Annotated in this window: 5 protein-coding genes and 1 pseudogene; 1 reads left to right on the forward strand and 5 read right to left on the reverse strand. The window is 59.7% G+C overall.

All coding sequences use genetic code 11. From position 1 onward, the window contains the following. The 3 genes from AC1DMK_RS23485 to AC1DMK_RS23495 all read right to left on the reverse strand — a co-directional run bounded on the left by AC1DMK_RS23485 (position 1) and on the right by AC1DMK_RS23495 (position 3,202). Positions 1-1,269, reverse strand: a complete 1,269-nt coding sequence (locus tag AC1DMK_RS23485) for a sugar ABC transporter permease (RefSeq protein ID WP_477862420.1) — start codon at positions 1,267-1,269, stop codon at positions 1-3. Further along, positions 1,266-2,087, reverse strand: coding sequence for an ATP-binding cassette domain-containing protein (locus AC1DMK_RS23490; protein WP_477862422.1), 822 nt, complete (start codon positions 2,085-2,087; stop codon positions 1,266-1,268). Before AC1DMK_RS23490 ends, AC1DMK_RS23485 begins: the two co-directional genes overlap by 4 nt. Before the next feature lie 68 nt (positions 2,088-2,155). Further along, on the reverse strand, positions 2,156-3,202 hold the full coding sequence (locus tag AC1DMK_RS23495; RefSeq protein ID WP_477862424.1) for an ABC transporter substrate-binding protein: 1,047 nt from the start codon (positions 3,200-3,202) through the stop codon (positions 2,156-2,158). Between the two features lie 273 nt (positions 3,203-3,475). Here AC1DMK_RS23495 and AC1DMK_RS23500 point away from each other — a divergent pair, with 273 nt between their 5' ends. Next, positions 3,476-4,495, forward strand: a complete 1,020-nt coding sequence (locus AC1DMK_RS23500; RefSeq protein ID WP_477862426.1) for a LacI family DNA-binding transcriptional regulator — start codon at positions 3,476-3,478, stop codon at positions 4,493-4,495. 15 nt (positions 4,496-4,510) lie between these two features. On the opposite strand, the gene AC1DMK_RS23505 is transcribed toward AC1DMK_RS23500, so the two are convergent. Next, positions 4,511-6,316, reverse strand: a complete 1,806-nt coding sequence (locus AC1DMK_RS23505; protein ID WP_477862429.1) for an adenylate cyclase — start codon at positions 6,314-6,316, stop codon at positions 4,511-4,513. 165 nt (positions 6,317-6,481) lie between these two features. Beyond that, positions 6,482-6,730: pseudogene (locus AC1DMK_RS23510) on the reverse strand (transposase); the annotation flags it as partial. Positions 6,731-6,775 lie beyond the last annotated feature (45 nt).

A 6,775-nucleotide genomic window follows, 5' to 3' on the forward strand; every position in this document is an offset into this window, starting at 1 on the left:
TTAGGCGCGACCGTGGCTGACACGGGACCGGCGAGCAAGCGAGTCGACGATAACGGCGATCGCCAGAACCGCACCCGTGATCATGTAGCGCAAGGACGAACTGAGATTGAGAAGTGTCAGGCCGTTCGAAATAGCCTGAATGACGATGATGCCCAGCAACGCGGAGTAAGCGCTGCCCCGTCCGCCGAAAAGGCTGGTGCCGCCGATAACAGCCGCCGCGATGGCGTTGAGGTTGACGTCGCCGGCGCCTGCCTGCTGGCTAGAAGAAGCCAGGCGGGCCGCCGACAGGATGCCGCCAAGCGTCGCAAGAGTCGAGCAGAGCATGAAGGCGCTGAGGTAGATCCGTCGCACGTTGATACCGGATCGGCGGGCGGCCTCGCGATTGCCGCCGACGGCGAACAGCGACCGGCCCCACTTCGTCTTGGTCAGCGCATAATTGAGGATGACGACCAAGGCTACAAGTAGGCCGAACATCCACGGCACGCCGCGACCGAGGTTGAGATAGTAGGTTGCGAATTCCAGAGCGACAGTCAGCACGAGCGCCTTGATCACAAGGGCTCCAAGCGGTTGAGAAGACAGATTGACGGCCTGACGGCGGCGACGCGTGATGACACCGACYACGATCATAACGAGACCAGGCAGCAGAGCCAGCAGATGCGAGGCCCAATGGGGCATGACCATGATCTGACCGAATCGAACCAAAGGCGAGGCGTAAGGTAGGTTGATGCTGCCGGTCGGGCCGAGAATGTAGAGCTGCAAGCCAAGAAGGGCGAGCAGGCCGGCGAGCGTCGCAACGAAGCTCGGCATGCCAAGACGATTATACATTACGGCATAGAGCGCGCCGACGGCCGCACCACTTGCCAGAGCAGCAATGATGGCGGCGATGATCGGCCAGCCGGAATTGACCCAAAGCACGCCAATGATAGCCGATGCAAGACCGCTCATCGAGCCGACGGAGAGATCGATCTCACCGAGCAAGAGCACGCAGACGATTCCGAGCGAAATGATGCCGACAGTGGCGCAATCGAACAACAGGTTGACCAGATTGTTCGGCGCTAGGAAGATCGGGTTCAGAACGCTGAAGACCGTCGAGATGACGATCAGGCCGACGGCAACGGGCAACATTCCCAGATCGCCGGAGCGGACACGATCGATAAATGCGTGCAGCATGTCGGCGATGCCGTCGTTGTGTTTCACACGTACGTCGCTGCGATCGAGGGCCTGGCCCTGCGATTGACTTGCCGTATCCTTGGAGATTTTCTGGGTCATGCAGTGCCCCCGCTCAGATCGGTGTGCTGACTTGCCTTGCGATCAAGGCGGCGCGATACGGAATTCTCGGTCGCACCGGTTATTGACGCGACGAGTTCCTGGTTGGAGGCATCGGGGCTGAAGACCCCATTATTGCGGCCAAGTCGCAGAACCACGACCCGGTCGGCGACAGCACGCACGTCTTCCATATTGTGACTGATGATGATGACCCCGAGACCGCGCTCCCGAACGCGTTCGATCAGGTTCAGGACTTCTGCAGTTTGGGCAACCCCCAGAGCTGCCGTCGGCTCATCGAGCATGATGATCTTTGGGTTGAGCAACAGGGAGCGTGCGATGGCTACAGTCTGGCGCTGGCCGCCTGAGAGAGACGCGATAGGCTGCCGAACCGAGGGGATGCGCGCGGCAAGCTCCTTGAGGAGCGTCCATGCGCGCACTTCCATCGCCACCTCGTCGAGACTCCAGGGGGACAGCTCGTGACCGAGGAAGAGATTGGCAACAACGTCAAGATTTTCGCATAGCGCCAGGTCCTGGAACACCGTGGCGATACCGAGTTCGAGTGCCCGGCTCGGACTGTCCAGAGAAACCTGCTGACCACAGAATTCGATCGAGCCCGAAGACGGCTGGTGCACACCCGCAAGGACCTTGATCAAGGTGGATTTGCCCGCACCATTGTCGCCGACCAGCGCAACCACTTCCCCGGCATGCACGTCGAGATCGATATCGGTCAGCGCCGACACGGCTCCGAAGTTTTTGGAAATGCGGCTTAGCCGCAGAATGGGACTGCCCTTTTCCGGCATAGCACTGACTTCTCGCACCATGGCTGAACGCCCTTTTGAAAATGGAGATGTGCCCGGTCGGGCAAAGCCCGACCGGGCACCTTGAGGTATTACTGGGTGATGCCGAGCTTTTTGCAACCGTCGGCGTACTCTCCGGTGCAAACTTCCTCAGGGGTCTGGATCTTCTTGTTGAAGATTTCAGCCTTGATGTTCTCAGCAGTAACGACGGCCGGGATGAAGAGCTCGGACGGCGTGTTGTAAAGCGTCGTTTTCGGCGCTGGGGTTTCACCCTTGGTCAACTGGACGGCGACCTTGGCAGCCGCTGCCGCAACGATCTCGGAAGGCTTTGAGATCGTGTTGTACTGGTCACCAGAGATGATCAGCTGCAGCGCTGCTATGGTCGCGTCGTTGCCCGTCACCGGAGGAACTGGCTTTACGCCAGCCGCCTTCAGCGCCGCGATGGCACCGCCACCGGTACCGTCATTGGCTGCGACGATGCCCTTGATCTGATCACCGAAACGCGTGATCTGACCAGCTGCCCATTCCTGAGCCTTCGGAGGCGCCCATTCCGGCGTGTCGAATTCCGCCAGCGTCTTATAACCGGAATCCTGGAGGCCGCGATGGATGCCATCACGGATCAGACCGGCGGCAGCGTCCGTAGGAGAGCCGTTGATCTGCAATACACCAGAGCCGTCGGCGACGCCGCCTGCCTTCAGGTGATCGACCAGCGACTTCGCGATCGCGTAGCCGATGCCTTCGTTGTCGAACGATACGTAGTAGTCGGCTGCCTTGTCAGGGATCGGGCGGTCATAGGCAATGACCTTGACGTCCTGAGAATGCGCGATTTCGACGAGACCCGCCGCGGCCGCGGAATCGACAGGATCAAGCACGATGACCTTGGCGCCCTGGGCGATCACCGAATTGAACTGCTGCTGCTGCAAGGCAGCGTCGGCGTTGGCATTCTGGTAGATAACGGTGCAGCTCGCGCAGAGCTTTTCCATCTCGGCCTTGAAACCTGGAAAGTCGTGCTTTTCATAGCGGGTAGATGCCTGGTCCGGCATCAGGAATGCCACGGTTGCCGCCTGCTGAGCATAGGCCGCGTGGGCAAGCATGGCAACAACTGCAGCCGTTGCCAAAAACATGGGACGATACTTCATTCTCTCCTCCTTTTGAGTGATAGCCCTCTTCGAGAGACGTCCTCCGTTCGTTCCAAGCGCCCTGCCCCGTTCGTTTCGAACCAGCGCAGATCATGGCGCGATATCGATTTGCATCGACTCGCCAATGACGTTGGGTCCACCCGGACGCCGCCCGGTTGACTCTCCCAAGTCAACCACCTTCATCGATTGCGCAACGTTGCTCAATCGATGAAGCAAGAATTGCCACCTTCGTCCAATGATGTCAAGCTACGTTCGACATGGAGGCATGCATTCGTGAATCAACCCAAACAAACAAAAAAGACGACGATCTATGATCTGGCTGAACTTGCTGGCACATCGGCAAGCGCGGTCAGCGCGGTTTTGAACGGCAATTGGAAGAAGCGCCGGATCAGCAGCCAACTCGCAGACAAAATCACCCGGCTGGCGGAAGAGCAGGGTTACGCGCTCAATATGCAGGCGAGCCTTCTGCGGCGTGAGAAATCCAAGATCATCGGTATGATCGTGCCTAAGTACGACAATCGCTATTTCGGCTCGATCGTCGAAACCTTCGAAACCATGGCACGTGAGCGCGGATTATTTCCGATCATCACCTGTACACGCCGCGATCCAGAACTTGAAATCGAGGCTGCGCGAACCATGTTGTCCTACCAGGTCGAATGCCTGGTCTCGACTGGAGCCACCGACCCCGACCGCATCACCGATATCTGCGCGGCATCAGGCGTCCGCAGTCTCAATCTCGATCTTCCGGGATCGCGCGCGCCATCCGTGATATCCGACAATTTTGGCGGCGCCCGGGAACTGACCCGGCGCATACTCGCGAATTACCGACGCAAGCTCAGTCGCGTCGAGCCGCTCCTCTTCGTCGGTGGACGCGGCATCGACCACAATACCTCAGAGCGTGTCCGCGGCTTTCGCGCTGCCCACGCCGACATCGGGCTGGAGGTCGACGACAACCATATTCTGACTTGCGGCTACGCACCGGAAAAGGCCGAGAGCGCGCTTCAGGCCCTTGCGCAGCAGGAAGGCAACCTGACCCGAGGGATGTTTGTCAACTCGACGATTTCTTTCGAAGGCGTGATGCGCTGGATCAAGCGATCCCACCACTACGATGCCCGGCCGCCAATCATGGGTTGCTTCGACTGGGATCCATTCGTCGCCATGCTCGGCGATGACATCGAGATGGTGCGGCAGGATGTTCCGCGCATGCTACAGACAATATTCGATATCATCGATCACGGATCGAGCAGGGTTGAGCGCATCGAAATCCCGCCTTTGTTTTTGGGCCAGAACTGAGGTGAACAGCAGGGGCTATTGTGGCTGAAGTGCACCAGACCCATGCGCTGGCGGCAGCGTCGAGGACGCCTCCACCTCATCCACTGCTGGCAGCCCGGCCTTCCTGATGTCGGAAATCAGTCTCGCGCGGTCCGAAGGCTGGAAGTTGCGCGCCGTAAGCTCGGTGACGATATTCGGAATGAAGTCCGGCCTCATCTCGTTGAACCGGAGAGCTTCCCGGCGGGCGTCGTCCATCATGCCGGCATCAACATAGATTACTGCGGCGACGGCATGGTAGAGAGGGAACTTCTGCAGATCCGCCTGCTTGATCTCGATCACTGCGTTCTTGGAGTCGTGGAGCATGTACGCCGCGAGCGCGCGGGTCCCATGATAGTAGCCTCCGCCACCAGGGTTCAGCGCCAACGCCCGATCCAGCAACTCCGCACCCCGCTCCCAGTCTCCGCTCATCGCAACACGGGTTCCGAACTCCCCAATTAGCTCGGTGTCGTTCGGATTGGTCGCTAGTGCCTGCTCGCCGACCTTGAGCGCTTCTGGAACCCGCTGGCTGAAGAACAAAGCGGTCATCAGCGCCTGGTGGGCACGGGTGTTGCCCGGATCGAGTTGGACGGCGCGGCGCGCTGCCTGCAGGCTGCGTTCAATCGGTGGCGACGTGTCCATAATCGGATTGAACCGGAAACGATCCTCGTCGAGATGGATGATGGACAGCATCGCCCATGCGGTCGCAAATGATGGATAGCGGGCGACCGCGCTCTCCAGGCAATCGCGCACCTCAGTGTGCCGCGCAACGCTCAACTCGGCCCGATACCCGTAGAAACCCAGTGTGCAACCGTAGACACCCATGTCGTCTGGCGGTGGATTGGTGGCGTCGGCCTGGGCCATGATACCGTAGGGTTGGGCCACGGTCGTGGCGACCTTGTTTGCGACATCCGACTGAATACTGAACAGATCGCCGTTATTAATGTCGTCGTCGTAGGTCTGGGACCAAAGAATCTCGTTGGTGTCGGTGTCCAGGAGACGCGCGGTCACCCGAACACGGTCGCCCGCAACGCGGACACCGCCCGCGAGAAGGAAGCGAGCCCCCAGTTCTCCGCGAACCAAGGAGGCCTTCACCTCGGACGGCAGGGACTTGGAAGTCTCGCGCCCGAAGACCCTGATTTCCTTGAACCGCGGAAGGGCGGTCAGCAATTCTTCGGTCAGGCCAGCCGAGTAGAGCTCCGCTTGCGGTCCGTCGCCAAGATCGGCGAACGGGGCCACGACCAGCGTCGGACCTCCCTCAGAGAGGAGTGTGTTCGACCGGCCGGGCAACTGGTGAGTGGACAAGGCGAAAGCAGCAATACCAATGCCGATCATTGCGCCAGCTCCGATCGCTACTGCCATCACACGGTGCAACCGGACGCGAAAGCCGCGCGCAACAGGTGTCTTGGCTTCCTCGGCAGGACTACCTTCAAACGCGCCGCTCCACTCGAAAGACGGCGCGTATCCACCTTTGGGGATGTCGATCCTAATCGGATCATGCTGGCCCGCGACGAAGTAGTAGCGCTCCAGCAGGCGACGGAGGCGTCCAGCCTCGATCCGGACGACGGGATCGTCCTGCGTGAAGCCTTCGCTCCGCTTGAAAACTTCGACCGCGATCGAGTAGCCCTTGATCCGATCCGCACGACCCGCGAGAGCTTCTTCCGTCACGTAAGTCAGGAATGCGCCACCACGACCAACATGCGGGAATTCGGGGCTGGTGATGATGCGGTCGAGCTGAGCACGGATGTCATCCGGGCTCGGAGCAGGGCGATATGGGGGCGACGCAGCCTCTTCCCCAACTGACAATTCGTTCTGCACGGCTTGCTCCTCAGCCGTTCTTGAGGGACACCTTTACTAAAGGTTACATTATTCACTTTCGAATGCAACCTACCGCGGAAACTGGTGTTCGTCCATGAAGATACTGAAAGGCTGCGTCCAGTTCTCCTGACCCCGAAGCAACGTGCTCCTGTCGACATCGAAGACCTGCTCCCAGATACCGGCATGGCACCAGCGGCTGAAGCGCTTATGCACCGTCTTCCACTTGCCATAACGCTCCGGCAGATCGCGCCAATGTGCGCCGGAGCGTAAAACCCAGAGGCAGCCACTTATAAATAAGCGGTTGTCTGACCCAGTGCGCCCCGGATCACCGGCCTTGCCCGGCAACAAGGACGCAATCTTCGCCCACTGCCCATCGCTCAGTTCATACCGCTTCGCCACCATCAAAGGCCTCCGTGATCCAACACGGTGTCCTATGAATCAGCGATT

Source organism: Rhizobium sp. 05L419, from assembly GCF_056397845.1.

What these genes read in the sequence shown, in the direction of transcription:
- AC1DMK_RS23495 (WP_477862424.1), bottom strand. Translation starts at nt 3,202, where the DNA reads ATGAAGTATCGTCCCATGTTTTTGGCAACGGCTGCAGTTGTTGCCATG.
- AC1DMK_RS23490 (WP_477862422.1), bottom strand. Translation starts at nt 2,087, where the DNA reads ATGGTGCGAGAAGTCAGTGCTATGCCGGAAAAGGGCAGTCCCATTCTG.